Source organism: Mycobacteriales bacterium (assembly GCA_035533475.1).
GTDB lineage: Bacteria > Actinomycetota > Actinomycetes > DATLTS01 > DATLTS01 > DATLTS01.
In genome coordinates this window covers 53494-77841 of the sequence record DATLTS010000031.1, presented here as the reverse complement: position 1 = coordinate 77841, position 24348 = coordinate 53494, and the positions used below count along the sequence as shown (strand labels likewise).

General features: G+C 71.3%; 30 protein-coding genes. 14 read left to right on the top strand and 16 right to left on the bottom strand.

Going from position 1 to position 24348, the window contains the following annotated elements; all coding sequences use genetic code 11:
* Positions 1–105: 105 nt before the first annotated feature.
* From VNG13_06680 to VNG13_06670, 3 genes are read left to right on the top strand one after another with little or no spacing between them, the layout of a single operon-like run.
* Complete coding sequence (locus tag VNG13_06680; GenBank protein ID HVA60205.1) at positions 106–384, top strand: hypothetical protein; 279 nt, start codon at positions 106–108, stop codon at positions 382–384.
* A gap of 36 nt (positions 385–420) precedes the next feature.
* A complete protein-coding gene (locus tag VNG13_06675) occupies positions 421–1017 on the top strand; it encodes a tyrosine-type recombinase/integrase (GenBank protein ID HVA60204.1) in 597 nt (198 codons plus the stop codon).
* An 11-nt stretch (positions 1018–1028) separates the two neighbouring features.
* Positions 1029–1172 carry a tyrosine-type recombinase/integrase gene (locus VNG13_06670; protein ID HVA60203.1) on the top strand — a complete coding sequence of 48 codons (144 nt, stop codon included), beginning with the start codon at positions 1029–1031 and terminating at the stop codon, positions 1170–1172.
* 76 nt (positions 1173–1248) lie between these two features.
* Here the strand turns inward: VNG13_06670 and VNG13_06665 are convergent, their stop codons facing one another.
* From VNG13_06665 to VNG13_06640, 6 genes are all read right to left on the bottom strand, one after another.
* Positions 1249–1599: a hypothetical protein gene (locus tag VNG13_06665; protein ID HVA60202.1), complete on the bottom strand. Its 351-nt coding sequence runs from the start codon at positions 1597–1599 to the stop codon at positions 1249–1251.
* A gap of 120 nt (positions 1600–1719) precedes the next feature.
* A complete protein-coding gene (locus VNG13_06660) occupies positions 1720–2055 on the bottom strand; it encodes a DUF5615 family PIN-like protein (protein ID HVA60201.1) in 336 nt (111 codons plus the stop codon).
* Complete coding sequence (locus tag VNG13_06655) at positions 2052–2471, bottom strand: hypothetical protein (protein ID HVA60200.1); 420 nt, start codon at positions 2469–2471, stop codon at positions 2052–2054. Before VNG13_06655 ends, VNG13_06660 begins: the two co-directional genes overlap by 4 nt.
* A gap of 472 nt (positions 2472–2943) precedes the next feature.
* Positions 2944–3279 carry a hypothetical protein gene (locus VNG13_06650; GenBank protein HVA60199.1) on the bottom strand — a complete coding sequence of 112 codons (336 nt, stop codon included), beginning with the start codon at positions 3277–3279 and terminating at the stop codon, positions 2944–2946.
* 83 nt (positions 3280–3362) lie between these two features.
* Positions 3363–4013 (bottom strand): nucleotidyltransferase domain-containing protein, encoded by a 651-nt coding sequence (locus VNG13_06645; protein ID HVA60198.1) that lies wholly within the window; start codon positions 4011–4013, stop codon positions 3363–3365.
* Between the two features lie 32 nt (positions 4014–4045).
* On the bottom strand, positions 4046–4258 hold the full coding sequence (locus VNG13_06640; protein ID HVA60197.1) for a helix-turn-helix domain-containing protein: 213 nt from the start codon (positions 4256–4258) through the stop codon (positions 4046–4048).
* A gap of 387 nt (positions 4259–4645) precedes the next feature.
* Between VNG13_06640 and VNG13_06635 the strand changes: the two genes are divergently transcribed.
* From VNG13_06635 to VNG13_06625, 3 genes are all read left to right on the top strand, one after another.
* Positions 4646–5248 (top strand): mobile mystery protein B, encoded by a 603-nt coding sequence (locus VNG13_06635; GenBank protein HVA60196.1) that lies wholly within the window; start codon positions 4646–4648, stop codon positions 5246–5248.
* A 389-nt stretch (positions 5249–5637) separates the two neighbouring features.
* Entirely contained in the window at positions 5638–6000 is a 363-nt protein-coding gene (locus VNG13_06630; protein HVA60195.1) for a hypothetical protein, read from the top strand.
* A 113-nt stretch (positions 6001–6113) separates the two neighbouring features.
* Entirely contained in the window at positions 6114–6269 is a 156-nt protein-coding gene (locus VNG13_06625) for a DUF6131 family protein (protein ID HVA60194.1), read from the top strand.
* A gap of 16 nt (positions 6270–6285) precedes the next feature.
* Here the strand turns inward: VNG13_06625 and VNG13_06620 are convergent, their stop codons facing one another.
* Positions 6286–7179, bottom strand: coding sequence for an SDR family NAD(P)-dependent oxidoreductase (locus VNG13_06620; protein HVA60193.1), 894 nt, complete (start codon positions 7177–7179; stop codon positions 6286–6288).
* A gap of 20 nt (positions 7180–7199) precedes the next feature.
* Positions 7200–8714, bottom strand: a complete 1515-nt coding sequence (locus VNG13_06615) for an NAD(P)/FAD-dependent oxidoreductase (protein ID HVA60192.1) — start codon at positions 8712–8714, stop codon at positions 7200–7202.
* Positions 8715–8859: 145 nt separating this feature from the next.
* On the opposite strand from VNG13_06615, the gene VNG13_06610 reads away from it, so the two are divergent.
* Positions 8860–10347, top strand: coding sequence for an aldehyde dehydrogenase family protein (locus VNG13_06610; GenBank protein HVA60191.1), 1488 nt, complete (start codon positions 8860–8862; stop codon positions 10345–10347).
* Between the two features lie 11 nt (positions 10348–10358).
* A complete protein-coding gene (locus VNG13_06605; GenBank protein HVA60190.1) occupies positions 10359–10979 on the top strand; it encodes a QsdR family transcriptional regulator in 621 nt (206 codons plus the stop codon).
* Here the strand turns inward: VNG13_06605 and VNG13_06600 are convergent.
* From VNG13_06600 to VNG13_06590, 3 genes are read right to left on the bottom strand one after another with little or no spacing between them, the layout of a single operon-like run.
* Positions 10943–11848, bottom strand: coding sequence for an alpha/beta fold hydrolase (locus tag VNG13_06600; GenBank protein ID HVA60189.1), 906 nt, complete (start codon positions 11846–11848; stop codon positions 10943–10945). The genes VNG13_06605 and VNG13_06600 overlap by 37 nt on opposite strands.
* A 38-nt stretch (positions 11849–11886) precedes the next feature.
* Positions 11887–12591, bottom strand: coding sequence for a GH25 family lysozyme (locus VNG13_06595; GenBank protein HVA60188.1), 705 nt, complete (start codon positions 12589–12591; stop codon positions 11887–11889).
* A 10-nt stretch (positions 12592–12601) separates the two neighbouring features.
* Positions 12602–12994, bottom strand: a complete 393-nt coding sequence (locus VNG13_06590) for a hypothetical protein (protein ID HVA60187.1) — start codon at positions 12992–12994, stop codon at positions 12602–12604.
* 83 nt (positions 12995–13077) lie between these two features.
* On the opposite strand from VNG13_06590, the gene VNG13_06585 reads away from it, so the two are divergent.
* Together VNG13_06585 and VNG13_06580 are read left to right on the top strand one after the other, a co-directional pair.
* Complete coding sequence (locus tag VNG13_06585) at positions 13078–13365, top strand: hypothetical protein (protein HVA60186.1); 288 nt, start codon at positions 13078–13080, stop codon at positions 13363–13365.
* Positions 13362–13757 carry a hypothetical protein gene (locus VNG13_06580; protein HVA60185.1) on the top strand — a complete coding sequence of 132 codons (396 nt, stop codon included), beginning with the start codon at positions 13362–13364 and terminating at the stop codon, positions 13755–13757. Before VNG13_06585 ends, VNG13_06580 begins: the two co-directional genes overlap by 4 nt.
* On the opposite strand, the gene VNG13_06575 is transcribed toward VNG13_06580, so the two are convergent.
* Positions 13738–14502, bottom strand: a complete 765-nt coding sequence (locus VNG13_06575; GenBank protein ID HVA60184.1) for an SDR family NAD(P)-dependent oxidoreductase — start codon at positions 14500–14502, stop codon at positions 13738–13740. The two genes, VNG13_06580 and VNG13_06575, sit on opposite strands and share 20 nt — an antisense overlap.
* A gap of 56 nt (positions 14503–14558) precedes the next feature.
* Between VNG13_06575 and VNG13_06570 the strand changes: the two genes are divergently transcribed.
* The 3 genes from VNG13_06570 to VNG13_06560 are packed head-to-tail and all read left to right on the top strand — an operon-like array spanning position 14559 to position 16551.
* On the top strand, positions 14559–15449 hold the full coding sequence (locus VNG13_06570) for a hypothetical protein (protein HVA60183.1): 891 nt from the start codon (positions 14559–14561) through the stop codon (positions 15447–15449).
* Positions 15450–15475: 26 nt separating this feature from the next.
* Positions 15476–15691, top strand: coding sequence for a hypothetical protein (locus tag VNG13_06565; protein HVA60182.1), 216 nt, complete (start codon positions 15476–15478; stop codon positions 15689–15691).
* A complete protein-coding gene (locus VNG13_06560; protein ID HVA60181.1) occupies positions 15688–16551 on the top strand; it encodes a phosphatase PAP2 family protein in 864 nt (287 codons plus the stop codon). The genes VNG13_06565 and VNG13_06560 overlap by 4 nt, the downstream gene beginning before the upstream one ends.
* On the opposite strand, the gene VNG13_06555 is transcribed toward VNG13_06560, so the two are convergent.
* Genes VNG13_06555 through glnA form a run of 4 tightly spaced genes read right to left on the bottom strand, consistent with a single transcriptional unit; the run spans position 16437 to position 22448 of the window.
* Positions 16437–17366: an alpha/beta hydrolase gene (locus tag VNG13_06555; protein HVA60180.1), complete on the bottom strand. Its 930-nt coding sequence runs from the start codon at positions 17364–17366 to the stop codon at positions 16437–16439. The two genes, VNG13_06560 and VNG13_06555, sit on opposite strands and share 115 nt — an antisense overlap.
* Entirely contained in the window at positions 17363–20359 is a 2997-nt protein-coding gene (locus VNG13_06550; protein ID HVA60179.1) for a bifunctional [glutamine synthetase] adenylyltransferase/[glutamine synthetase]-adenylyl-L-tyrosine phosphorylase, read from the bottom strand. Before VNG13_06550 ends, VNG13_06555 begins: the two co-directional genes overlap by 4 nt.
* Positions 20356–21102: a type 1 glutamine amidotransferase gene (locus tag VNG13_06545; protein ID HVA60178.1), complete on the bottom strand. Its 747-nt coding sequence runs from the start codon at positions 21100–21102 to the stop codon at positions 20356–20358. Before VNG13_06545 ends, VNG13_06550 begins: the two co-directional genes overlap by 4 nt.
* A gap of 5 nt (positions 21103–21107) precedes the next feature.
* Positions 21108–22448, bottom strand: a complete 1341-nt coding sequence (glnA, locus tag VNG13_06540; GenBank protein ID HVA60177.1) for a type I glutamate--ammonia ligase — start codon at positions 22446–22448, stop codon at positions 21108–21110.
* A 77-nt stretch (positions 22449–22525) separates the two neighbouring features.
* Here glnA and VNG13_06535 point away from each other — a divergent pair, with 77 nt between their 5' ends.
* Positions 22526–24307, top strand: coding sequence for an NAD+ synthase (locus VNG13_06535; GenBank protein ID HVA60176.1), 1782 nt, complete (start codon positions 22526–22528; stop codon positions 24305–24307).
* The last annotated feature ends 41 nt before the right edge of the window (positions 24308–24348 follow it).

Below are 24348 nucleotides of genomic sequence, written 5' to 3'. Positions count from 1 at the left end.
GCTGTCCTCGACGTCTCAGCAAACGTAGAGCAAACGATCATCTAAAACTGGGGTCGTGGCGCACGTACGCGACCAGTGGTTCAAGCCGGGGCCGGACGGTCTTTGGTGAAGACCGCCCGGCACGGGACCGGTCGGCGCTGGCTCGCTTCCTACGCCGACGACACCGGGCGGCGGCACGCGAAGTCGTTCGACCGGAAGATGGACGCCGAGCGGTACGTGACCCTGATGGCCGCCGACGTGGCCCGCGGCCGTTACCTCGACCCGGCCGGTGGGAGGACGCTCTTCGGGCCGTACGCCCAGCCATGGCTGGCCGCGCAGACCTTCGACCCGTCGAGCCGGGTGCAGGTCGAGCTCCGGCTGCGGATACACATCCAGCCGAACTAGGAGAGGGTCGCGCTCGGCGCGATCAAGCCGTCCGCGGTGCAAGCCTGGCTGGCCGGGCTGCGCTCGTCGATGGCGCCGTCGTCGGCCCGGCAGATCTTCGTGCACTTCTCGGCGATCCTGCGGGCGGCGGTCGAGGACGACCTGATCGTAAAGAACCCGTGCCAGTCCTCGGCCATGTCGAGGCCGACCGTGCCACGCCGTCGGGTCGTGCCGTGGTCGCGGGACCAGGTGGTGGCGGTGATGGCGGCGCACCCGGACCGGTACCGGGCGTTGCCCCCGGTCGCCGCCGGCGCCGGGCTGCGCCAGGGCGAGATCTTCGGGCTCACCGTGGAGGACATCGACTTCCTGCGCCGCACGATCCACGTGGTGCGCCAGGTCAAGTACGTGCCGAACCAGCTGATCTTCGCCCCGCCGAAGTACTCCTCGACGCCTGACGTCCCGCTCTCCGACGCTCTCGCGATGGTGCTGGCCGAGCACATCCGGGTGTGCCCACCGATCGAGGTGACGCTGCCGTGGAAGGACCCGGACGCACCCAAGGCACCGACCGCGAGCGCCACGCTCGTCTTCACGAGCCGGGAGCGCAAGCCGCTGAACAAGAACTACGTCAACGCGTTCATTGGAAGGAGGCGTTGAAGGCGGCTGGCGTGCCGACGACGCGGGACAACGGCATGCACGCGTTGCGGCACTACTGCGCCTCGAACTGGCTCGAGCAGGGCGTCTCCATCCGTGCTGTCGCCGAGTACCTGGGTCACAGGGACGAGAGCTTCACGCCGCGGACGTACACGTGATGCCCACGCTGTTGCGCGAGGCGGCCGATTCCATGCAACGCATGCTCGACTCTCGCAGGTAAGCAAGACGCTTGTCTCAAGGCGATTGCTGCACACAGCCGAAGGGCATGAACCGTTCGGCTGCGAGTTGCCCGAGGATCCGCCAGCGGTGGCCGGTCGGCTCGTACGACACCGTCACCCCAGCGAACCCTTTCGCCGCCGCGCGCTCGGCTGCCCAGTCCAGCGCGGCCCCCAAATCCCAGGCCCGGCACCGGAACGTGCGACGGGCCAGCACCTTCGAATCCTGGTGACAGACCACGACCGTCTGCTTGTTGTCAGCCAGGTTGATTCCGATGATCGCGGTCGTCACCGGCACCAGCTCACGCAACCGGGACAGCTTCGCGTTGCGGTTGCGATCACCCCGCGACACGCCACTACCGTCCGCCATGAACGTCCTCCTCCTGCGATGGGACACCAAGCCCGCAGCGCATCAGGGGGACGTTCCTACGTCCGGCACCGACACGCAGAACCTCTTCCTGTGCCGCGATTAGCTCCGCGCGGGAGTTGCTCAGTCCACTTGCGGCCAGTGTGGACCGAGGTAGGGGTCTGGGTGGTCATGTGTCCAGCGGTCGAGGAGCATGGCGAGCGCGGCGGCCTGCCCACCTCCTGCGGGCAGGTTCTTCTTCAGGACGAACACCAGCACCAGGCCACGTTCGGCGGAAAAGTCCGTGACGTTCTCGGTGACAATCACGCGGCCGTCCGCCCGCGCGGCGATCGCCACGTGCGCGTCGTCGGCCGCGCGCAGACCGGCCTCGACCACGTGGACCGCGTCATGCCCGTAGGTGTCGCGCAGCAGCCCGGCGGTGGCCCGGGGGAACATCTCATCGATGAGGAAGGCGGTCACGCCAGCAGCGCCTCCCGCTGCCGTGCCACCCGCTGGCTTTGCTGGGCCATGGCCCGGTTGGTCTCGATCCGCCGCCCGATCTCCTCTGGGTGCTCAGCGGCGTAATCGAGGGCGATCCGGATGAGCCGTGGATGCAGATCCACCTCGGCGGCCAGCATGCTGATCCGCTGTTCCTCGCTGCCGTCGAGTTCCTGCAGGCGCGCGATCACCTCCCAGACGTCCGGGCCGGCGGCAAGGGCGGCGCGCCGCTCGTGCGCCGGTCCCCGGAAGACGATGCCCGAATAATCGAGCTGGTCGATCCCCTCGACGATGAGCTGGTCGAGCAAAGATGTAGCGGTGACGCCGTCGCGCGCGGCGCGTGACGCGAGCCGGCTTTTGGCGGTGTCGCTGATGCGAAACGACGTGCTGGCAGCCACGGTGACCTCCCTACCTCAGGAACAGTATACCGCAATGTAGCGCGCATGCGCTACGAACTCGCCAGGCCGAGTGCGGCAACCAAACCGACCGCGAGAACCCGGGGCTCGGCCACCGGGCCACGGTGACGAAGTCGCTCCAACCATTTGTACATCACGGAAGTTCCAATTCCACCGCGCTGTTCCAGCTAGCCACCGAACTCCCCGCTGCGCTGCTCGCCCGCATGCTTGGGATCCACATCACCGTCGCCGTCGCCTGGCAACGCGCCGCCGCGGGTGACTGGACGAGCTACGCCGCCGACCTCAGCCGCCGACCTCAGCCGCCGCCCTTCCCGGGACTGACTGACCCCCATTCAGATGGTTCTGATATCCGACTGTGCCGTTACACCTCATGCCGTCGGCCGAGGACAAGATCCGGCTTGCAACCGACACGATCTTCGCCCCGGAGGCGCCGCTCGCCGAGCAGGCCTGAGTCTCAGCGCCATCGCACGTGGCGGTCCGCCGCCTCGAACAGCCGCCTCGCCTGCCCCCGGGCACTGCGCGCTCGCTGCGCGCTGACGCCGAGCAGCCCGTACTGCGCGTCGTCCTTCACCGATAGGAGCCGGCCGAGGTCGCGCGCCATCGCCAAACCGTCCGGGCTGTTCTCACGGACGAGATCGAGTGCCTGTTGATGATCCTCACCGCGCGCCCTCAGCCCAAGCACGGCGCAGCACGCGGCGTCCGAGGCGGCAATGCCGGCGAGCACGGCCAGCGACGCGGTGACAGACGGCGTTGCCAGCTGGTCGCCGTCGTCCGCGACGAGATCGGCCACAGCGAGGAACGCCTGGGCATCCCGCAGTCGTTGCTGCGCGCTCGCGCGATCGCAAGGCTGCGTCCGGCCGCGGGGACGGGGGCTCACCTCGACGCCCTCGACCGTCGACGCTCGCCGAGCCGCGTGACGATCGTCGTCGGGGCGGGGCCGTGCACCGTGATTGCGTCTCGTTGCCACTCGTCAATCAGCGGGTCACGCGCCCGGACGTGCTCGCGGAGCCGGGCGGCGTCGAGCTGAAAGACCCGGCACCGGTTACCTGTCCAGGCCAGGACATGCTCCCTGAGGTGGTCGACGTTTCCGGCCCAGGGTTCGTCGTCCTCCCCGACGTCTTCGGGCCGCAGGACGAAGAGATCGATGTCGCTGTCCATTCCCCCGTCTCGCCGGGCTGCCGAGCCGAAGACGCTGACGTGCAGGGGAATCGGATCCCACGTGGGAAACAGACTCGTCAGCCTGTCGAGTAGTGATTTCCGAAGTGACGTGAGCACCTCGACCGCCGGCCAGCTCAGGTGGGCGCGATTCGCCACGTAGAGCAGACTGGGGCCAGCTTCGGTCACGCTCACCAGGCCTTGCTCGACCAAGCGAGCGAGAACCTTGCGGACGCCGGCCTCGGACCCGGTGCCCGCGAGCCGATGGACCTGACGGCCGGTCAGTGGTTGTACCGTCCGCGCCAGCACCTCGAACACTGGCCCATCGAGCGTCGGCACGACGCACGAGATCGGCCGCGATAGATTCATCGGGCCTCCCCACTCAGGTACGGATACCCCTACTATAGTCGTGCGGCGACAGGTAATCCCTGAATGGCGCGTCGGAGGCCCGTGCCTTCGAGCCATGCCGCAACGTCCAGCGGGTCGTAGCGCCGGTACCGCCCGACCTTGAACGACCGCGGCCCGGTGCCCTTGTAGTTGAGCTGGTGCAAGGTGGCGTCCGGGATGCGCAGGAACGCGGCCGTCTCCTGGTGCGTCCAGAGACAGTCAGGCACGTGACCGGCGATGCCGGGCGGCGCCGTGCCCGGGTTCGAAGGTGCGCCTTCCCGGCCTCGGCTCGTCGCCGCCCCGGCGAACGGCGCTCGCGACGGCCCCGATAGCGATGCGGCGCGCGCGTTCGATGCCCGCTCGGCGAGGCGAGGGTCGCGGATGCTCACGACACAACTTTCCGCCGCGAGCGTGCCCTCGGTGTGCCCTGCGCGTGCCGGTGTGGACCTGAGCGCGTCTCGCGCGTGCCCGCACTGTGCCCGGGCATCGAACGGCCGCCGGCTCGGCGCCATCGCGTGCCCTGCGCGTGCCCTGCGCGTGCCCCAGCACTCGCGGGCGTTGTCCACCACGACACGACAGCGCTGACGGCTCGCCGCAAGGGAGAGGCGACGACGGTGACGAGCTGGCTTGGTGAAGCGCCGCCCGGTGGGACTCCACTGGACCCGGAGGAACGAGAGCAGCTGCTACCGAGCTGGATCGCGGACCGCGAGGGCCTCAACCGGGCCGAGGCCGAGAACATCCTGGCAGCGCGGCTCGAGTGGCGCCGGAAGCAGCTGACGCTGGAACGGCTGCTGACCGAGCGGTCGGTGCGCGACCTGCACGCCGACATGTTCGGCGACGTTTGGGCGTGGGCCGGGAAGTACCGGCTCAGCGGCAAAACCATCGGTATCGACTGGTGGCAGATAACGGAAGTCGTCGCCAACCTGGTTGCAGACACGCGGATCCGGGTGAGCGGCACGACCCCAATGCCTCTTGACGAGGCCGCGTGCCGTTTTCGCCACCGGCTCGTCGAGATCCACCCCTTCCCCAACGGCAACGGCAGGCACTCGCGCGAGATGACCGACCTGCTGGTGTGGGTGGCTGGTGGCGAGCGGTTCTCATGGGGCCGGGCGAACCTGACCATCACAACGAGCGCTGCGAGGCGCACCTACATCGGCGCGCTCCAGGCCGCGGATCGCGGCGACCACCGACCGCTGCTGGATTTCGTGCGCAGCTGATACCGGCGTTGTGCCGAGCACGATGACGTTGTTGCCTTTGACGATGACGACGTTGTTGACGATGAATACGACGAACATCATCGACGGAGCAGGCGAGTCGGAGCCGGCGAGCGCTCAGTAAGCTCCGATCTTCAGAATGATCGACCCGTGAAACGGTCGAGAGCCGCTCTGCTGGGCGGCCGGGCCGGGCAGAGGTCGACCCGCGAGGGCGGGCCCCCGATGACAGGCGAAGCGTGAACCCAGATGAGCAAACGGCGAGCTAGCGGCCTTGACAACGAGAGCAAACGTCCAGCTAGAGGGCATGATCGCTTGTAGCTGCTGCTCAACTTCGACAGCTAGGCCGACCTGGAATTCGTTCGGCTCCTGGCCGACTGTCCTACGGTGAGCCGGTGAAGGCGACTGGCTCCCGGCTGCCCTGGATCGTTGCGGCCGCCTTCACCGTCAGCGGCGTGATCCATCTGGTCCACCCGGCGACCTTCACCCCCATCGTCCCCCGCTTTCTCCCGTGGCGGACCGGGCTGGTGGAAACCAGCGGGGTGGCCGAGTTGACCTGTGCCGCCGGGCTGTGGCGCCGGGACCGCTGGGCGGGGGTCGCCGCCGCTGTCCTGCTCGTGGCGATCTGGCCGGCGAACCTGCAACAAGCCATCACCGCCCAGCAGGGGCATGACGCGACAACGAAGGTGCTCGCCTGGATCCGGCTCCCGCTCCAGGTCCCGCTGATCTGGTTCGCCCTGCAGTCCGGTAAGCCCTGAGCGATCCTCCGCTGCCCGTCGCCGGAAATGGACGCCAGAGCGGCGGATGGCATGGGCGCCCCCCAGCCTGGGCATAACAACGGCACGCGTTTCCGCAACCGAGGAGGCTCGGCATGATCGTTCTTGGCATCGTTCTGCTCCTGATCGGCTTCGTCGCCAAGATTGCGATCTTGTGGACGCTGGGGATCATCCTGCTGATCGTCGGAGCCGTACTAGTCCTCCTGGGATCCACCGGCCGGGCGGTCGGGGGCAGGCGGCACTACTTCTGACCCGCCAGCCGCCTGCTCACCCCTCCTTGCTGGCGAACCGAAGGATGGCGAGCGACACCGCGCGGCCGGCCGGCGGGAGCATCCGCTTCAGAAGCCAGTGCGGTACGACCTGGTAGCGCGGGGTCGCGATGACGGTCCGGCCCCGGGCCGCACCGGCCAGCGCCTGCTTGGCGACGATGTCGGGCGACGTTCCCCGCTTGGCGTACAGGTCAACCGCCCGAGCCTGTCGTCCCGCCCACGCGCCACGCAACGTCGATGTGCTGACGATGGCCGTGTCGATGACCCCTGGGCACAGCGCGGACACCCGGACCTGAGTCCCGGCGAGCTCCATGTCCAGAGCGTCGCTCAAGCCCACAACCGCCGCCTTGGTCGCCGAATACGCGGCCAGCCCAGGGACCGGCACGAACCCAGCCATCGACGCGGTGTTGACGATGCGGGCGGCTCGGTCCTGCGCGAGCATCCGCGGTAGGAACGCATGCAGGCCGTGCACGACGCCCATCAGGTTGACGTCGATCAGCCGTCGCCAATCCGCCAGCGGCGTATCGGCCACATCGCCGGCGTGTCCGATGCCGGCATTGTTGAACAGCAGGTCCACCGGGCCCCGTTGGAAGACGTCCTCCGCCAACCGTGCGACCGCCTCGGCGTCGGACACGTCCACGGTGTGCGCCAAGGCCTGGCCGCCGGCGGCACGAACCTGTTGCGTGACGGCCGCGGCGCTTGCTCCGTCGAGGTCAGCCACGTGGACGAACGCACCCCGCCGGCCGAGCAAGGTCGCGAGCGACCGACCGATCCCCGAGCCCGCACCGGTCACGACCGCCGTCTTCCCGGTCAGGTCGCGCAGGTCGAGACCCGCTGAGCGTTTGCGCCGAAGGACGGCAGCCACCCCGGCCGTGGCGGAGAGCGCGCCCACGACGCGCCGCTGCGTGAGGTTCAGTGCGGGCCTCCGCCGGCGACCTCGACCCGAGCGGTGCCGCGGCTGCGCTGGAACTCCAGCTCCGCGGCGTCTACGGGCCCGAGAAACAGCCCCGAATCCTTGCCGTAGTGCTGCTGGAGCCGCCAGGGTGCGTGGTCCCCCTGGCGGGGTAGCAACCCGCGCGACCTCTCGAAATATCCCGACGTCATGTCGATGAAAGGGGTCGTCCGCATCGGCTCGGGCGGGAGCCGCGGCGTGACGGAGGCATAGCCGTTGTGCGTCATGAAACGCAAGAGTCGGGCCACGTAGGCCGAGACAAGGTCGACCTTGAGCGTCCAGGAGGCATTGGTGTATCCCAGGGCGAACGCCAGATTTGGCACGCCGTCGAGCATCATCCCCTTGTACGCGACGCGCTCCGGGATCCGCACCGGCTCCCCGTCGAGGGTCAGCTCGATCCCGCCGAGCGGCAGCAGGTTCAACCCGGTCGCGGTGACCACCACGTCGGCGGCGATCTCGCGGCCGGACCGCAGCCGCAGCCCGCGCGCCGTGAATGCGTCGATGTGGTCGGTGACCACCTCGGCCCTGCCGGACGCGATCGCCGCGAAGAAGTCGCCCTGCGGAACCAGACACATCCGCTGGTCCCAGGGCGCGTAGGTCGGATTGAAGTGAGTGTCCACGTCGAAGCCCGGCGGCAGCCGCTTGACGGCCATCCGCCGCAACATTGCGCGGGCCCGATCGGGGTGCCTGCGACAGAAGCCGTACACAGCGGTCGCTATCCGCACGTTCTTCCAGCGCACCGCGGCATAGGCCCGGTGCGCGGGCAGCACCTTGCGCAGCAGGCGCGCGATCGGGTCCTCCGCAGGTAACGGCATGACATAGGAGGGGGACCGCTGAACCATGGTCACTCGCGCGGCGGACTCGGCCAGTGCCGGGACCAAGGTGACCGCGGTGGCACCGCTGCCGATGACGAGAACGTGCTTGCCGGTGACGTCGAGGTCGTCCGGCCAATGTTGCGGGTGCACGATCTCGCCGGTGAACTCCTCGCGGCCGGGCCACGTCGGCGTGTATCCCTCGTCGTAGCGGTAGTAGCCCGAGCACAGGTAGAGAAATCTGCAGGTCCTGATGCTGCGCTCGCCCGACTCCCCCCGCGCAACGGTCACGGTCCACCGTGCGTCCTCGCTGGACCAGTCCGCGCGGATGACCCGGGACCGGTACTCGATGTGCTGATCGACCCGGTGCTCGGCAGCGGTTCCCCGGACATAGCCCAGGATGTCCGGACCGTCGGCGATGGACTTCGCGCCCGTCCACGGGCGGAACGAGTAGCCGAGGGTGAACATGTCGGAGTCCGAGCGGACGCCCGGATAGCGGAACAGATCCCAGGTCCCCCCGCTGGTATCGCGCGCCTCGAGGATCGCGTACGAGGTGCCCGGCGCCTCGGTCTGAAGGTGACAGCCCGCTCCGATCCCGGACAGGCCCGCACCGACGATCACGACATCGACGTGCTCCGGCGCGGTCTCGGCGCTGTTGGTCATGGTGCTCCCGACGGGCTCGGCGGCGAGCGCCAGCATGGCACCGCTCGACGGGGGTTTGCAACAGAAGCGAGAGATGTATCATTCGCGTGTTTTCGCTGGCCCGCGCGCGCGAGCCGGGACGAACCCGCACCCTCCAGGAGGCATCGTGACGACGCTCGTGACTCCGCCCAGCACACCTGCGGTCGACGACGGGCCGGCAATCGCGGAGTTGCACCGACTGCACGCGGCGCAGCGCAAGGCCTTCCTTGCCGATCCGTATCCGACGGCGGAGGAGCGCAAGGGACAGCTGTTCGAACTGGCCGGCATGATGCTGGGCCACCGCGAAGCGATCCGGAAGGCGATCAGCGAGGACTTCGCGGTGCATCCGGAGCTGTTCACCGACCTGGTGGAGGTCCTCAGCGTTGCCGGCCGCGCGGCAGCCGCGGTGGAGGCATTGGACGGCTGGATGGCGGAGGACGGGCGACAGACCGATCCGGCTCTCTTCGGCACGGCACGGGCAGGTGTGCGCTACCAGCCGAAAGGGGTCGTCGGGAACATCGTTCCGTGGAACTTCCCCTTCGAGCTGGCGCTCGGACCGCTGGTCGAGATGCTCGCCGCCGGTAACCGAGTGATCATCAAACCCTCGGATTACACCCCGGCCTGCGCGGAACTGTTGCGTCAGATGGTTTCGGACACCTTCCCCGAAGACCGGGTCGCGGTGTCGGTCGGCGGCCTGATGCTGGCACGGGAGTTCCCGACGCTGCGCTGGGACCACCTGCTCTACACCGGCAGCCCCGCGATCGGACGCGAAGTGGCGCGGGCCGCAGCCGAGAACCTCGTGCCGGTGACGCTCGAGCTGGGTGGCAAATGCCCGGTCATCCTGGCGAGCGACAGCGTCGACGCCGAGAGCGTTCGCGGCATCGTCGGGACCAAGCTCGTCAAGAACGGCCAGATGTGCATCTCGGTCGACTACGTGCTGGTTCCGCGGGGGCAGGTGGACGCCTTCGTCGAACATGCCGAGCGGTACGTGACGGCGGAGCTGCCCGGCTACGCCTCCTCAGCGGACTGCACCGGGATCATCACCGAGCGGCACTGGGAGCGAATCGTCGCGCTGCTCGACGAGGCCCGATCGGCCGGCGCGCGAATCGTCACACTGGGCGGCGAGGGCGACCGCACGACGCGGCGGCTCCCGCTGGCGCTGGTCGTGGATCCGCCGAAGGACCTGCGGATCATGAACGAGGAGATCTTCGGTCCGATCCTGCCGGTCATCCCCTACGACGACCTCGATGACGCCCTGTCCGAGCTGAACGCCGGCGAGCGACCGCTGGGTCTGTACGTCTACAGCCGGGACCCGGCAGTCGCCGAGCACGTGCTGCGGCAGACCACTTCCGGTGGCGCGTGCGTCAACGCCTGCGCCGCCCAGGGAAGCCTGCCGTCGCTCGGTTTCGGGGGGGTCGGGCAGAGCGGCAACGGACGCCACCACGGGATCGAAGGGTTCCGGGAGTTCTCCAATCCGCGCGGCGTGGTTGTCCGCGGGACCGGTGACCTGATCGACGCGTTCCTGCCCCCGTACGGGGAGCTGGCCCAGGCGATCGTCGACGCGGTCTTCGCCGGTGCGGGGCCGGCCCCCGCCACCGCGCCGGGCACCGACTGACCGCGGGCCCGGTGGTCAACCTCGCCAACAGTCCGCCGGCGGTGGCGCTAGCCGCGCGATGGCTGCTCGACGGTCGGCGGCTGGACATGCAGGGTCTCGCCGACGAGCTGGGCATGTCGCGCGTGACGCTGTTCCGCCATCACGGCGGACGGGAGGCCCTGCTCAGCAAGGCACTCTGGTTGCTCACCGAGCGGACGCTGCGAACCGCCGCTCGCCGCTGGGATTGGGAGCGGCCGCCCGGTGCCCTGCGCACCCCCGGGACCGGGCGAGAGGTCAACGCGATCGTGTCGCAGTCCACGGTTCTGCGGCGGCTGCTGGACGAGGAGCCGGCCCTGACGATGCGGGTCCTCACCGATCCGCGTGGCCGCGTGCAGACCGGGGTCGTGGCCTTCGTCGCCGCATCGCTGCGCGCCGACATGGCGGAGTTCGGCCTGGTGCCGCTCATCGAGCCGGACGCCCTCGCGTACGCGCTGGTGCGTCTCGGGGAGTCGTTCCTCTACGCCGACGTGCTGGCGTCACGAACGCCGGACGTCGCGACCGCCAACCGTCTGCAGCAAGCCCTCGTCGAAGGGGCCCCGCTGGAGCAGACCCGCGGTCAGCCGGTCGCCGCTCGCTGCCGAAGCAGCCCCTGAAGCTCTCCCGAGTCGAACACGTGCGGCTCCGTGGTCCGAAAGAAGTCGACGAGGACGTCCAGGAAACGCCCGGGAGCCTCGACGTGTGGGAAGTGCCCGACCCCCTCGAGTATCTCGAGCCGGCTCCCCGGGATCGCCTCGTGGGCGGCATGCGCGTGTTTCACCGGGATGATCGTGTCGCGGTCGCCCCAGACGATCAGCGTCGGCAGCCCGGCGGCGAGGTAGAGACGGTCCAGCGCGCTGACCGTCTGGCCGCCGGGGTCGATGACCGATCGGAGGGTCCGGATGAACGACCGTTGGCTCTCCGTTTCGGTCAGCGAGTGGTAGGCACGCCACATCTCACCGATCCGCGCCGGCCGGATCCCACGGGCGTGCAGCTGCCGGCTGATCCGGTCCCCGCGTTCGCGAATCAGCGCGGAGAAGAGGAGTGGCATCAGGTATTCGGTCCCGGGCATGGCGAAAAGGCGCAGCATCCAGCTCACCTGTCGACCCAGCCCGCCGCTGTCCACCAGCACCAGGCGTTCGCAGCACTCCGGGTGCTGGTAGGCGAGCTGCATCGCCACACCGCCGCCGAAGGACTGTCCGACCAGGCTGGCTCGTTCGACACCGAGCACGCCCAGGAAGTCCCGCAGTCCGCTGGCAAAGGCGCCCAGGGAGTAATCACCCAGCGGCTTGGCCGACTCCCCGTGCCCGGTCAGGTCGGGCGCGATCACCGTGTAGTTGCGGGCCAGCTCCGGCATCACGTGCCGCCAGGCCCTCGAGCTGCCGGCGATGCCGTGGATGAGCAGGACGGCCGGGCCTTCACCGGCGCGGCGAAAGCCGAGGTCGTGCCCGTGGATCGACACGTGCTGCAACTCGAAGCTCTCCATGACCGGATTCTCCCGTCCAGGCACCAACGGGGGCTCGTTCAGGGGCTGCCCGGGCGCATCACGTCGAGGTCGACGTCACCGGTGATGCCGCTGACGTCAGCGTTGCCGTCGACCTGCCAGAAGACCCACTGCCGGCCGGGGGGTCTACGGAACAACCGGCGCAGCCACAGCGGCTGGCTTTGCTCGACCGGCAGCGGATATCGGTACGCGAAGTCGCTCCCCAGGTAGAGAACGACCTGACGACCGGTGGCGGCCTGCACCGCCTGGAGGAAGGCCGCCAACTGCGCGGCGACGGTCTCCGCGCTCGGCCGGGCGTGGCAGTTGCCGGCCAGCTCCAGGTCGAGAGCGGGCGCCAGCGCCGCGGGATCCGGGGGCACCGCCTGCATGAAGTTGCGCGCCTGCACGATCCCGGGGACGCAGAGCGAGAAGAAGTGGTACGCACCGCGGGCCAGGCCCGCGGACCCGGCGGCCGCCCAGTTCCGCACGAATTCGGGGTCGACGAAGTTCGCGCCCTCGGTGGCCTTGATGTAGGCGAATCCGATGTGGTCACCGGCCACCGACGGCCAGTCGATCCGCCCTTGGAACGCCGACACGTCCACGCCATACCGCTCGCCCGGCCGGAGCGCCGGGCGGTAGCTCGGCAGCCAGATGACGAGCGCGAAGGCGGCGCCGATCCCCGACAACCCCGCCGCGGCGATCACCAGGAGGGCCCAGGGCCGGGCCCGGGCCGTCGACCTGCGCACGGCTGGCAGCCTAGGTCGATGCCCGGCGACCACCCGCGGCCACCGCACCGACGCCGAGGCTGAGCTCGGCGGCGAGGTAGGCCCAGTACGACCAGTCCGGATCCGGGCGGTCGAGCCGCAGGGCGGCCAGCCGCAGCGCGGCCGCCCCGAGCCAGGTCATCCCGACCGCCGTGTACGCGTCTGAGGAACCGCGGGCGAAGGCCCACAGCCCGAGCCCCGCGAACGTCCCGCCGAGCCCGGCTCGGGTTTCCGCCAGCCCGCGGGCCGAGGACGCCGTGAGCCCGAGCGTGGCGGCGGTGCGCCGCGGCATCGCGGCGATGGCGATGCCGGACAGGGCCAGTGCGGCACTGCTCGTCCGGCCGGGCCGTCCGACCATCCGCCCGAGGGTAGCGAGTGCAGGCATAGCGCGGACCCTACGGCCCGCGCATCCACCGGACCAGCCCGGCCCAGTTCCTGCCAGACTGGGCGCCGGCGGAGGGAGCCCCGGTGCGCGGACGGGTCCGGCTCGACATCGAAGGTGCGGTCGCCGTCGTCATCAACGACCCGAGCGCACACGACGCGTTCGACGACGCGATGGACGGGCAACTGTTCGAGATCTTCGAGGAGCTGGGCCGGCGGCCGGAAGTCGTGGGTACCGGTACTGATCACGGGAGGCGGCACCGGGTTGGGCAAGGCGGTCGCCCTCGAGGCGATCGGGTCACCCCGGTGCGCGAACAGCTGGGCCTCGCAACGTTCACACCGCAAGCCGCGCCGACCCCCGGAGGACCGTCATGACCCTGTCCCGCGAGCAAGCCCGAACCGCCGTCGTCACGATCCGGGGCGGGTTCGCCGCCGGCACCTGGCTGGCACCGACCCTGTCCGGTGCGCTGTTCGGGATAAGCCGCAAGGAGAACCCGGCCGGCCCTTACCTCGGCCGGCTGTTCGGCGTGCGGGAGGCCGCCCTGGCCGTGGAGGTGCTGCTCGCGGCGGAAGCCGCTCGGCCCGCAATCCTGCGCCGGCACGCGGCCGTCGACCTGGCCGACGCCCTGGCCGGCTACCTGGCCGGACGGCAGGGTTACCTCAAGCCCCGCGCGGCAATCCTCGCGACCGCCGCCGCCCTCGGGACGGCCGGACTCGGCTTATGGGCCAGCGCGCCGGACGGGGCGCTCAACCCTGCTGCTCGGTAGGTCGGATGAGCAGTTCGTTGACCGCCACGTGTCGCGGTCGGGTCACGATGTAGCTGATCGCGTCGGCGATGTCCCCGGCCTGCATCCGCTCGATTCCGGAGAACCGGGCGGCCAGCGTTTGGAGAACCTCCGGCCGGTTGTGCCCGGCCAGCTCCGTCTCGACCGCACCCGGCTCCACGAGCGACACCCGGACGTGACGCCCGGTCACCTCCTGGCGCAGCGACTCGCTGAACGCCCCGACCCCGAACTTGGTGGCGTTGTATACCCCGGACCCGCTGCGGGCGACCCGGCCGGCGACCGAGCTGACGTTGACGAGATCGGCGACCCGCCGGTCGCTGGTCTCGGCGGCCTCGATGAGATGCGGCACGGCGGCGTGCGAGCAGTACAGCAGCCCGAGCAGGTTGAGCGAGATCATCCGCTCCCACTCCTCGAGCGGTGCGCCGACCGCCGGCCCGAGCAGCATCACGCCGGCGTTGTTGATCAGGATGTCGAGCCGGCCGAGTTGGGCGACGGTGCGCTCGACGGCGTGCTGGGCCTGCGCCGGTTCGACGACGTCGGCCTCGAGCACCTCGGCCACTCCCCCGGCCGCGCGCACCCGCTCGGCGAGCGCGTCGAGCCGGTCCTTGCGCCGGGCCACCAGGGCCACCGCGGCGCCCTGCTCGGCCAGGGCGAGGGCGGTCGCCTCGCCGATTCCCGAGCTGGCCCCGGTCACCAGGGCCACCGTGCCGTCCAGATGTCGCGTCATGGGGACATCCTCTCCCGGCCGCTCCGCCGGCCCGACGCGACCCTTACCCTGCGCCGGTGACGATCGCGCGCACCCGAACGGTCGCGCTGGTCACCTCGGCGGAGCTTGCCGACCTCGAGCCGGACGACCGGTCGCTGCTGGCCTCGTTGCGCGAGCTCGGCATCGAGGCCCGGCCGGCGGTCTGGGACGACCCGGGCGTGGACTGGGCGGGTTACGACCTGGTCGTCGTGCGCACCCCGTGGGACTACCCGAGCCGGCGCGCGGAGTTCGTCGCCTGGGCCGAGTCCGTGCCCCGGCTGGCCAACCCCGCCGACCTGCTCCGCTGGAACACCGACAAGCACTACCTGCGCGATCTCGGCTCGGCCGGCGTCCCGGTGCCCGTGACGACCTGGTTCGAACCGGGCGGGCCGGCCCGGCAGCTGCCCCGCCATGGTGAGTGCGTGGTGAAGCCAGTGGTGAGCGCCGGCGCTCGGGACACCGCCCGGTACGACCTCGCGGAACCGGCCCAGGCGAAGGCCGCGCGGCGGCACGTCGAGGCCCTGCTGGCGGCCGGCCGCCCGGCCATGCTTCAGCCGTATCTGGGCGGGGTCGACGAGCTCGGCGAGGCCGCCCTGGTGTTCCTCGGCGGTCGATTCAGCCATGCGGTCACCAAGGCGGCACTGCTCGAGCCCGCCCGGGCTGCGGACCCGGACCGCCGACCGGCACCGCGGATCACCCCCCGGGACGTCTCCGGTACCGAGCTGGAGGTGGCTCGTCGCGTGCTCGATGCCGTTCCGGGCGGTGGCCACCGGCTGCTCTACGCCCGGGTGGATCTGATCCCGGGCAAGGACGGCGCACCGGTGCTCCTCGAGCTGGAGATCACCGAACCCGCGCTCTTTCTCGACCATGCCCCCGACGGGCCGACCGGGTTCGCCGCCGCGATCAGCGCCCGGGTGGGGGTGGGATAGCCGCCGGCGTTGGGCATCATGTGCCCATGCAACCGCAGAGTGTGTCCGCCGACTCGGCGACCATCCAGTTCAGCGAGCCCGAGCTGCTACTCCTCGCCCAGTGCGTCGTCGAGGCGCTGGAAGCCCTGGCCGACGAGGCGTTCGAGGAGCAGGTCGGCGCCCCCAAGTCGGACGCCCGGACGCTGCTCGGCGCGCTCCAGGAAACCCGCCACCGGATCCGGGACGCGGCGCAGCCAGGGTGAGCGCGAGGGCCTCGTTGGAGATGAGTGAATCGGGGGGCGGCCTGGGCGTCGACGATCCGCCGCGGGTGCCCGACGTCCGTCCGGCGGGTCGCCGGCGGCCGCGGTGGTGGCAGGAGGTCCTGTTCATCGGGGTGTGCTACGCGCTGTACACGCTGACCCGCAACGCGCTGCCGAGCCATGTCGGGGCGGCGATGTCCCGGGCGCGCGAGATCCTCAGCGTCGAGCGGCGCCTGCATCTGGATCCCGAGCTGGCGATCAACCACTTCGTCGACCACGTGCACTGGCTGGCGTTCGCCGCGAACTACTGGTACGCGACCACGCACTTCGTGGTCACGATCGGCGCGCTGGTCTGGGTATACGCGAAGCGTCCGCTGGCCTTCCGGGCGGCCCGCACCGTGCTGTTCGTCACCACCGGCCTGGGCCTGCTCGGCTTCTACCTCTACGCGCTGGCGCCGCCACGGATGCTGGCGAACGCCGGCTTCGTCGACACCGTGCTCAAGTTCCACACCTGGGGATCGTGGGGTTCCGGGGCGGTGGCGAAGGCGTCCAACCAGTACGCGGCCATGCCGTCGCTGCACCTCGCCTGGGCGGTGTGGTGCGGTGTCACGATCGCGACGCTCTCGCGCCGGCGCTGGGTCAAGGCGCTCGCCGTCGCCTACCCGCTCATCACGTTCTTCGTCATCATCGGCACCGCGAACCATTTCCTCGCCGACGCGGCCGGCGGGGTGCTCGCGATCGGCCTCGGTTACGGGGCCGAGTCGCTGCTCGCGCGCCGGCCGTTCTCCGCACTGCTCGGCTGGCGAAGGAAGTCCGCGATCGTCGCCAGCACCGTCTCGGGGGCCTCCTCGACCGGGAAGTGACCCACGCCCGGGACGGTCACGAAGACCGTGCCCGGCCCGAGGTCGCGGACCACCGCCTCGCCGACCGCCAGCGGGAGCACCGGGTCGGCCGCCCCCCAGACCACCAGCCGGCGTTCGGCGTTCACCCGCGACGGCGGGAGCCGGCGGCGCCGGGAAGGCACCATCGCCCCGACCGCCAGCGAGGCGAGCCGGGGGCGGGTGGTCGCCCGGTAGTAGGCGAGCATCGCGCGGACCCGTCCCGGGTCGGCGTACGCCGCCGCATACGCCGCCATGATCTGCGGGTCCAGCGCGGTCGGTGATTTCCAGCAGTAGCGGATCATCGACCGGACCAACCGCTCCCGGCCGAGCCTGAAGGTGAGCTCCGGCAGCAGCGGCAGGCTGAACAGCGGGATGTGGAACGCGTGCAGCAGATCGATGTGCCGATAAGGGGCGGACACGACGACCAGTCGCCGGACGAGCTCCGGCCGGGCGGCGGACAGGGCCAGCGCCAGCGAACCGCCCCAGTCGTGCCCGACCACGTCGACCGGGCCTTCGACCTCGTGCAGGACCAACGCCGCCAGTTCGTGGACCAGGGTTGCGATGTCGTAGCGGCCGGTCGACTCGCTGGCCCCAAGGCCCTTGAGGTCCGGGGCGAGCACGGTCCGATCGGTGCCCAGTTCTCCCGCTATTTGCCGCCAAACGAGGGCCGTCTGCGGCACGCCGTGCAGCAGCAGCACCGGGGTCGTGCGGCGCCGACGCGACGGGTCCAGCCGGTGCAGGGAAAACCGGACGCCCTCGACGGCGACCTGGCGGGCGACCGGAAACACTGTGCTCATCCGAAGAAGACCCTCTCGACGACGGCCCGCGCCCGGCGGGTGACCCGAAGGTAGTCCTCGAGCAGGGCACCGGTTTCGCCGGCGGGGTAGCCAAGTGCCCGGCCGACGCCGGCCAGCGTGCGCAGGTCGGTCGGCACCGAGTCGGCCGGCCGGCCGCGGACGAGCAACACGGCGTTGCGGACCCGGCTGGCGAGTCGCCAGGCGGCCAGCAACTTCTCGGCGTCGGACGGATCGAGCAGGCCCGCCGCCCGGGCTGCCTCGAGCGCGGGCACGGTGCCGGTGGTCCGCAGCCCGGGCGTCGCGTGGCCGTGCCGGAGCTGGAGCAGCTGCACGGTCCACTCGACGTCGGCGAGGCCGCCGCGCCCGAGTTTCATGTGCAGCCCGGGGTCGGCGCCGCGGGGGAGCCGCTCGGCCTCGATCCGGGCCTTGATCCGGCGGATCTCCCGCTCGGCCGTCGGGTCCAGACCGGTCACCGGCCAGCGGTAGGTGTCGGCCAACTCCCCGAAGCGGCGTCCGAGGTCCTCGTCTCCGGCGACCGGGCTGGCGCGGAGCAACGCCTGCACCTCCCAGGTCTTCGCCCACCGCCGGTAGTAGGCCGCGTAGGAGTCGAGGCTGCGGACCAGCGGACCCTGCCGACCCTCCGGACGCAGGTCGGCGTCGACGACGACCGACGGGTCGAGCGCGGGCAGCGCGAGCAGCCGGCGCAGCTCCTGGGCGAGGTCGTGGGCGTCCTGGGTGACCTGGGGCGAGTCGCCCGCACCGGCCAGCGGTTCGTAGACGAACAGGACGTCGGCATCGCTGCCGTAACCCTGCTCCCGGCCACCGAGCCGGCCCATGCCGATGACCGCGAGCCGGGCCGACAACGGGCCGCGCCGCTCGGCGGTCAACTTCCGGGTCGCGGTCTCCAGGGCGGCGGCCAGGGTGGCCGCCGCCACCTCGGACAGCGCCGGGCCGACCTCCTCGATCGCCGCGAGGCCGAGCAGGTCGGCGCAGGCGATCCGCAGCACCTCGTGGCGACGGACCCCGCGGACCGCGACGACCGCGGCCTCCCAGTCCTCGTTGCGCCGAACGGTCGCGAGCATCTCCGCCTGCACGGCGGCCCGCGGCCGGGCCCGCAGCTCGGGTTCCGAGCCGAGCATGGCGACCGCCGCCGGCGCCCGGCCGAGCAGGTCGGCGACGTACCGGCTGGTCGCGAGCAGCCTGGCGAGCCGTTCCGCGACCGCACCCTCGTCCCGGAGCAGGCGCAGGTACCAGGGGGTTCCGCCGAGCGACTCGCTGACCTGGCGGAAGGCGAGCAGCCCGGCGTCCGGGTCGGCGGCGTCCGCGAACCAGCCGAGCATCACCGGCAGCAGGGTCCGCTGGATCGCCGCCCGCCGGCTGACGCCGCTGGTCAGCGCCTCCAGGTGGCGAAGCGACGCGGCCGGGTCGGCGAACCCGAGCGCGGCGAGCCGCGCCAGCGCCGCGTCCGGGGCCAGGCCGGCCTGCTCCGCGGGCAGCCGGGCGACCGCGCCGAGCAGCGGCCGGTAGAACAACTTCTCGTGCAGCCGGCGGACCTCCCGGGCATGCGCCGATCGCTGGGCCGCGAACTCCTCGACCGGGTCGCGACGGTAGCCGAGGGACCGCCCGAGCCGGCGCAGCGCGACCGCGTCGTCCGGAACGGTGTGCGTGCGACGCAGACGCTCGAGCTGGAGCCGGTGCTCCACCAGCCGGAGGAACCGGTAGGCCGCGGCGAGGTGGGTGGCGTCGTCGCGGCCGACGTAGCCGCCGGTGGCCAAGGTGTCCAGCGCGAGCAGGGTGGTTCCGCTGCGCAACGTGGGATCGGTCCGGCCGTGGACGAGCTGAAGCAGCTGCACGGCGAACTCGACGTCGCGCAGGCCACCCGGGCCGAGTTTCACCTCCCGTTCGGCCGACGCGCGGGGCAACGTGCCCTCGACCCGGCGGCGCATCGCCTGGATCTCCTCGACCAGGCGCGGCCGGCCGGCCGAGGTCCACACCAGCGGGGCGACGGTCCCGACGAACGCGTTGCCGAGCTCCAGGTCGCCCGCGACCGGCCGGGCCTTGAGCAGCGCCTGGAACTCCCAGGTCTTAGCCCACCGCCGGTAGTAGGCCTCGTGGCTGGCCAGGGTGCGGACCAGCGGACCGGACTTGCCCTCCGGGCGCAGTGCCGCGTCGACCGGCCAGATCGCGCCTTCCGACGTCGTCTCCGCGCAGGCCCGGACCAGCCCGGTGGCGAGCCGGGTCGCGGTGCGCAGCGCCGCCTCCTCGTGACCTCCCGGCATCGGCTCCGCGACGAACAGGACGTCGACGTCGCTGACGTAGTTGAGCTCCCGGCCGCCGCACTTGCCCATCCCGATCACGGCCAGCCTGGCCGGCTCGGCGCCCTCCGCCAGCCCGGCCCGGGCCACGGTGAGCGCCGCGGTCAGGGTCGCGGCCGCCAGGTCGGCGAGCTCGCCGGCGACGTCCTCGACGGCGAGCGAACCGGTGAGGTCGCGGGCGGCCAGGGTGAGCAGCTGGCGCCGGTAGGCCCGGCGCAGCCCGTCCAGCACCTCGGTTCCGGATCCGGCGGCCGTGCCGTCCGGGCCGCTCGCGCCGACCGCCTCCAGCAGCGAGCGCTGCAACCCGTACAGGCTGGGGCGGGCCGTGGTCGCGTCGACGAGCAGGGCCCGCCAGTCGGTCGGGTGCCGGGCCAGGTGCTCGGCCAGCGCGGCACTCGCGCCGAGAACGCCGATCAGGCGGGACCGGAACCCGGCCTGGGAGCGCAAGGCCTCGAGAAGCTCGGCCCGGTCCCCCGCCGCCTCGACGATCCGGCCGAGCCCCGCCACCGCGCGATCCGGGTCGGCGCCGTCGGCCAGGGCGTCCAGGACCGCGGGCTCATCGAGCAGGCCGAGGCGGGTCAGGGTGGCGCCGACCCGGGTGGTGTCGGTGAAGCCGAGCCGGGACAGCCGGCCCTCCAGGCTGCTCGCCCGGTCGGCCGGGGGGCGGCCGGCGGTCACGGCGGCGACGGGCGGTCCGCCGCACGGTCCCGGACCAGGCCGGCGAACCGCTCGGCGACCGGCTGCCAGACCTCGCGGAGCCGCTGCTCGCCGGCCGCCACCCCGGCCGCGAGCGCCGCCGGATCGAACCCGGCGGCCCGGACCCCGTCGGCGTCGATCCGCGCCCAGTCCGCCACCGTCCGGGCGCTGGACTCGAGATGGAACTGAAGGCCCCAGGCCAGCCGCCCGACCCGGAACGCCTGGTTTGGGTACCTCGCCGACCCGGCGAGCAGCACCGAGCCCGGCGGCAGCTCGGCAACCTCGTCCCAGTGCCACTGCACCACCGGGACCGGGACCGGGCCGGTCGAGGACAGCAACCGGTCCTCGGCCGCCGCCGGGCTGGGCGCCACGGCGTCCAGCCCGAGCTCCGGACCCGCCGAGCCGCGCCGCACCGCCCCCCCGGCGGCGACCGCGAGCAGCTGGGCGCCGAGGCAGATGGCGAGGGTCGGCAGCCCGGTGGCCACCGCTTCGGTGAGGATCCGGCGGGTGTCCGGCAACCAGGGCGCGTCGGCGTCGTCGGTGGCTCCCATCGGGCCGCCCATGACGAGCAGGCCGGCGACGCTCCCGGCCGGCAGGCGAACCTGGTCTCCGGCGTAGGCGTGGCGGATGTCCAGTTCGACGCCGGCGGCCGGCAGCCACTCGGCCAGCCGGTCCGGACCCTCCTGCTCGGCGTGCTGGACGACGAGCGCCCGGGCCGTCGGCATCGGGCTCAGAGGACGGGGAGGTAGCGCTCGAGCTCGAACGGGGTGATGGTGCGCCGGTAGTCCTCCCACTCGGCGCGCTTGTTGCGCAGGAAGAAGTCGAAGACGTGCTCGCCGAGGGTTTCGGCGACCAGCTCGGAGCGCTCCATGACCGTGATCGCGTCGGCCAGCGAGCCGGGCAGCGCCGCGATCCCCAGCGCCCGCCGCTCGGCGTCGGTCAGCGACCAGACGTCGTCCTCCGCACCGTCCGGCAACTCGTAGCCCTGCTCGATTCCCTTGAGGCCGGCGGCCAGCAGGACGGCGAAGGTGAGGTAGGGGTTGCAGGCACTGTCCGGGGAGCGGACCTCGATCCGGGTGGCCTGGCCCTTCTGCGGCTTGTACATCGGCACCCGGACCAGCGCCGACCGGTTGTTGTGTCCCCAGGAGACGTAGGCCGGCGCCTCACCGCCGCCCCACAGCCGCTTGTAGGAGTTCACCCACTGGTTGGTCACCGCGGTGATCTCCGCGGCGTGCACGAGCAGCCCGGCGACGAACGCCCGACCGACCTTGGACAGGTGCAGCGGGTCGCTCGCGTCGTGGAAGGCGTTGCGGTCGCCCTCGAACAGCGACAGGTGGGTGTGCATCGCCGAACCGGGCTGGTCGGCGAACGGCTTGGGCATGAAGGAGGCGAACACCCCCTGGTCGAGGGCGACCTCCTTGACCACCAGCCGGAAGGTCATCAGGTTGTCCGCGGTGGTCAGCGCGTCGGCGTAGCGCAGGTCGATCTCCTGCTGCCCCGGTGCGCACTCGTGGTGCGAGTACTCGACGGAGATGCCCATCCGCTCGAGCATCGTGATCGCGGCCCGCCGGAAGTCGTGCCCGACGTCATGGGGCGTGTGGTCGAAATACCCACCATGGTCGACCGGCTGCGGGACGTAGCCCGCACCGTCGGGGCGTTCGCGGAACAGGAAGAACTCGACCTCGGGGTGGGTGTAGAAGGTGAAACCGAGCTCCGCGGCGCGGCCGAGCGCACGGCGCAGCACGTGCCGCGGATCGGCGTAGGACGGGGCCCCATCGGGCAGCAGGATGTCGCAGAACATCCGGGCGGTGGCCGGTGACTCCCCCCGCCACGGCAGGACCTGGAAGGTCGCCGGATCGGGCCGGACCAGCATGTCCGACTCGTGCACCCGCGCGAAGCCCTCGATGGCGGAACCGTCGAAACCGATCCCCTCACCGAACGCGCCCTCCAACTCGGCCGGGGCCACCGCGACCGACTTCAGGAAACCCAGCACGTCGGTGAACCAGAGCCGGATGAAGCGGATGTCCCGCTCCTCGAGGGTCCGTAGAACGAATTCCTGCTGCTTGTCCATCTGCCTATTCCGTCAGGTCGCGGGTGGGTTGTCCACCGCCGGACCACGGTACGGGCTGGGCGGGTGACAATGGCCGGATGGCGCAGCTACGGGTCGCCCTCGCGCAGATCGACCTGACGGTCGGCGATCTCACGGGTAACACGGACCTCGTCGTCCGCTGGACCCGGCACGCGGCCGGGCGTGGCGCGCATCTCGTGCTGTTTCCGGAGATGGCCCTGACCGGCTATCCGCCCGAGGACCTGGTGCTGCGCAGGTCCTTCGTGGAAGCCTCCCGCGCCGGCCTCGAGCGGCTCGCCGGCCGGCTGGTCGACGAGGGGGTCGGCGACGTCGCGGTCGTCGTCGGCTACCTCGACCGCAACCCCGACCCCACGCCGATGCTCGGCCGCCCGGCCGGGGAACCGCAGAACGCGTCTGCCTTCGTGCACGGCGGCCGGGTCGTCGCCAGCTACGCGAAGCATCACCTGCCGAACTACGGCGTGTTCGACGAGTTCCGTTACTTCGTGCCGGGCGACACCCTCCCGGTGATCCGGCTGCACGGCGTCGACATCGCGATGACCATCTGCGAGGACCTCTGGCAGGAGGGCGGGCCGATCGTCGCCGCCCGCGCGGCCGGAGCCGGTCTCGTCGTCTGCATCAACGGCTCGCCCTACGAGCGGGCCAAAGAGGATTTCCGGGTCGCGCTGGCCCGGCGCCGGGCCGCCCAGGCCGGAGCCACCCTTGCGTACGTCAACCTGGTCGGCGGTCAGGACGAGCTGGTCTTCGACGGCGGTTCGCTGGTCGTCGACGCCCGGGGCAGCGTGCTCGGTCGCGCACCGCAGTTCACCGAAGGCTGCCTTCTGGTCGATCTCGACCTGCCGCTGGCGGACCGGCGCGACGACGCGATCGCGGTGGACGTCGGTGACGGTACGACCATGACGGTGTCACGCCTGCTGGTCTCGGAATCCGCGCTTCCCCCGTATCCGCCCGAGGCCGCCGGGGTGGCCGCCCGGCTACCCGAGGACGCCGAGGTCTACACCGCCCTGGTCACCGGCACCCGGGACTACGCCCGCAAGAACGGCTTCACCACGGTCGTCGTCGGGCTTTCCGGAGGTATCGACTCGGCGCTCACGGCGACGATCGCGGCCGACGCGCTCGGCCCGGGCGCGGTCCACGTCGTCGGCCTGCCGAGCCGCTACTCCTCCGAGCACTCGCTGCTCGACGCGGAGGACCTGGCCAGACGCCAGGGTCTGCACTGGCAGCAGATGCCGATCGCCGGGATCGTCGACGGCTACGAGAAGGCGTTCGCGGACGCGGGTGGGCTGCACGGGCTAGCCGAGGAAAACCTCCAGGCGCGGATCCGCGGCACCATCCTCATGGCGCTGTCGAACGAGGCCGGCCACCTCGTCCTCACGACCGGCAACAAGAGCGAGCTGGCGACCGGCTTCTCCACCCTCTACGGCGACTCGGCCGGCGGGTTCGCCCCGCTCAAGGACGTGCCGAAGACGCTGGTCTGGCAGCTGGCCCGCTGGCGCAACGCGCACGCCGCGGAACAGGGGCTCCCCGCACCGATCCCGGAGAGCAGCATCACCAAGGCGCCCTCCGCCGAACTCGCGCCGGATCAGCTCGACGCCGACCGCCTACCCGACTACGCGGTGCTCGACGAGGTGCTCGAGCTCTACGTCTCCTACGACCGGGGACGCGGCGACCTGCTCGCCGCCGGGCACGACCCCGGCATCGTGGACCGCGTCATCCGGCTGGTCGACACCGCGGAGTACAAACGCCGCCAGTACCCCCCCGGGCCGAAGATCTCGCTCAAGGCGTTCGGCCGCGACCGGCGGCTGCCGATCACGAACAGCTGGCGGGAACCGGCCGGCCCCTGAACGCGCGGAAATCGGGCGGGCGTGGGACGATGAAACGGTCC

Excerpts from the sequence above, each read along its gene's own strand:
- glnA (HVA60177.1), bottom strand. The coding sequence starts at position 22,448 with ATGGACAAGCAGCAGGAATTCGTTCTACGGACCCTCGAGGAGCGGGAC.
- VNG13_06555 (HVA60180.1), bottom strand. The coding sequence starts at position 17,366 with ATGAGCACAGTGTTTCCGGTCGCCCGCCAGGTCGCCGTCGAGGGCGTC.
- VNG13_06615 (HVA60192.1), bottom strand. The coding sequence starts at position 8,714 with ATGACCAACAGCGCCGAGACCGCGCCGGAGCACGTCGATGTCGTGATC.
- VNG13_06580 (HVA60185.1), top strand. The coding sequence starts at position 13,362 with ATGACCCTGTCCCGCGAGCAAGCCCGAACCGCCGTCGTCACGATCCGG.
- VNG13_06600 (HVA60189.1), bottom strand. The coding sequence starts at position 11,848 with ATGGAGAGCTTCGAGTTGCAGCACGTGTCGATCCACGGGCACGACCTC.
- VNG13_06645 (HVA60198.1), bottom strand. The coding sequence starts at position 4,013 with ATGAATCTATCGCGGCCGATCTCGTGCGTCGTGCCGACGCTCGATGGG.
- VNG13_06575 (HVA60184.1), bottom strand. The coding sequence starts at position 14,502 with ATGACGCGACATCTGGACGGCACGGTGGCCCTGGTGACCGGGGCCAGC.
- VNG13_06535 (HVA60176.1), top strand. The coding sequence starts at position 22,526 with ATGGCGCAGCTACGGGTCGCCCTCGCGCAGATCGACCTGACGGTCGGC.
- VNG13_06565 (HVA60182.1), top strand. The coding sequence starts at position 15,476 with ATGCAACCGCAGAGTGTGTCCGCCGACTCGGCGACCATCCAGTTCAGC.
- VNG13_06545 (HVA60178.1), bottom strand. The coding sequence starts at position 21,102 with ATGCCGACGGCCCGGGCGCTCGTCGTCCAGCACGCCGAGCAGGAGGGT.
- VNG13_06625 (HVA60194.1), top strand. The coding sequence starts at position 6,114 with ATGATCGTTCTTGGCATCGTTCTGCTCCTGATCGGCTTCGTCGCCAAG.
- VNG13_06665 (HVA60202.1), bottom strand. The coding sequence starts at position 1,599 with ATGGCGGACGGTAGTGGCGTGTCGCGGGGTGATCGCAACCGCAACGCG.
- VNG13_06590 (HVA60187.1), bottom strand. The coding sequence starts at position 12,994 with ATGCCTGCACTCGCTACCCTCGGGCGGATGGTCGGACGGCCCGGCCGG.